General features: G+C 72.9%; 1 protein-coding gene. It reads left to right on the top strand.

Annotated features, from left to right (window positions below):
• Nucleotides 1-125: 125 nt before the first annotated feature.
• On the top strand, nt 126-1997 hold a 1872-nt coding region (locus tag EAO71_RS35245; protein WP_147981895.1), incomplete at its 3' end, for a glycosyltransferase family 2 protein.

Here is a 1997-nt window from a genome sequence, read left to right as displayed (position 1 = left end):
CTCCCCTTCTCACCCGGCGGGGGAGCGGGCGTCACCCGGCGCCCCTCCCCGCCGGCCCGTCCCCGCCGGGGCGGCCGTGAGGCCCTCGCGACCGCCACACCGAGAACACCCCGGAGCACGCTCACATGACCCCGATCGAGCCAGGGCTCGTAGGCGAGGCCGTCGCGCCCGACCGGCTCATCCCGAGCCCGGCGGGAGCCCAGGTCCCGCTCAAGGACCAGATCCGCGAACTCTCCCGCGGCAGCGTCGCCGAGATCCCCTCCGACGGGCCCGTGTTCGCCCACCCGCGCCGCCCGATGAAGACCCGCCCCGAGAGCTTCGTCCGCCAGTTCGGCAAGGCCGACCGGATGAAGGTCGCGTTCCTCACGCTCGCGTGGGTGGCCTGCCTGGTCTGGTTCTGGACCTGGTGGCTCCAGCCCGAGCACCGCATCGGCTGGGTGGGCCTGGCCGTGAACAGCGCACTGCTCCTCTACCTCGCGCTGCTCCCCCTCTACTTCTTCCTCGCGGTCGTCCGCCTGCGCCGCTTCAACCCGCGGATCCCGGTGCCGGCCCTGCGGACGGCCTTCGTGGTCACCCGCGCCCCCTCGGAACCCTGGGACGTCGCCCGCACCACCCTGGAGGCGATGCTCCGGCAGGACTTCCCGCACGCCTACGACGTCTGGCTGTGCGACGAGGACCCGACCGACGTGATCCTCGACTGGTGCGCCGCCCACGGAGTGAGCGTGTCCTGCCGGCGGGACCGGCCCGACTACCACCGCAGGACGTGGCCGCGCCGCACCCGCTGCAAGGAGGGCAACCTCGCCTTCTTCTACGACCACTGGGGCTACGAGCGCTACGACGTCGTCGCGCAGCTGGACTGCGACCACGTGCCCACCCCGACGTACCTGACCGAGATGGTGCGGCCGTTCGCCGATCCGGCCATCGGCTACGTCGCCGCCCCCAGCGTGTGCGACGCCAACGCCGACGTCTCCTGGTCCGTGCGCGGCCGGCTGCACCGCGAGGCCGTCTTCCACGGGGCGGTGCAGCTGGGCCACACCGCCGGGCTCGCCCCCATGTGCATCGGCTCCCACTACGCGGTGCGCACCGAGGCGGTCCGGGACATCGGCGGCATCGGCCCCGAGCTCGCCGAGGACTTCTCGACCACCTTCCTCATGAACTCGGCCGGCTGGCACGGATCGTTCGCGATCGACGCGGAGGCGCACGGGGACGGCCCGATCACCTTCGCCGCCATGGCCACCCAGGAGTTCCAGTGGTCCCGCAGCCTCGCCGTGATGCTGCTCGGCCTGCTCCCACGCCACCTCGGCCGGATGAACGGCGCGCTGCGGCTGCGGTTCGCGTTCGCCCTGTCCTACTACCCCCTGCTCGCCGTGACCACGACCGCCGGACTCGCCCTGCCGCCGATCGCGGCCGTCACCGGCCTGCCCTGGATCAACGTCAACTACGCCTCGTTCCTCGGCCACTACTGGGCCCTGTCCGTGTGGATGATCCTGCTCATCGCGCTGGTGCGCCGGCACGGCCTGCTCCGCCCGGCGAAGGCGCCGATCCTGAGCTGGGAGAGCTGGCTGTTCGCCCTGGCGCGCTGGCCCTTCGTCGCCTGGGGGGTGGGCGCGGCGCTGTGGCAGAAGCTGCGGCCCCGTCCGGTGGTCTTCAAGGTGACGCCCAAGTCGACGGACGGGCTGGAGCGGCTGCCGCTGCGACTGGTCGCGCCCTACCTGCTGATCACCACCACCCTGTCCTCCTGCGCGGTGATCGGCGAGCTCACCGGCCCCGCGGCCGGCTACGTCTTCCTCTGCATCCTCGGCGCCTGCTCGTACGCGCTGGTCACCCTGGCCGTCGCCGGACTGCACGTCGGCGCGATGGCGCGGGCCGCCGCGGTGTCCCGGTTCAGGGCCCTGGTGACCGCGCGCCTGCCGCTCTTCCTCGGCACGCTCGCCCTGCTGCCGCTCTCCCTGGCGGTCGGCCTCTTCCCCGTCTACGCCAGGGGCCTCTTCGGCTGG

The sequence above is a fragment of the Streptomyces sp. MS191 genome, assembly GCF_008042125.1.
Classification (GTDB): Bacteria; Actinomycetota; Actinomycetes; order Streptomycetales; family Streptomycetaceae; genus Streptomyces.
Note: the sequence above shows the minus strand (reverse complement) of the source record. Positions and strands in the feature narration are given on the sequence as shown.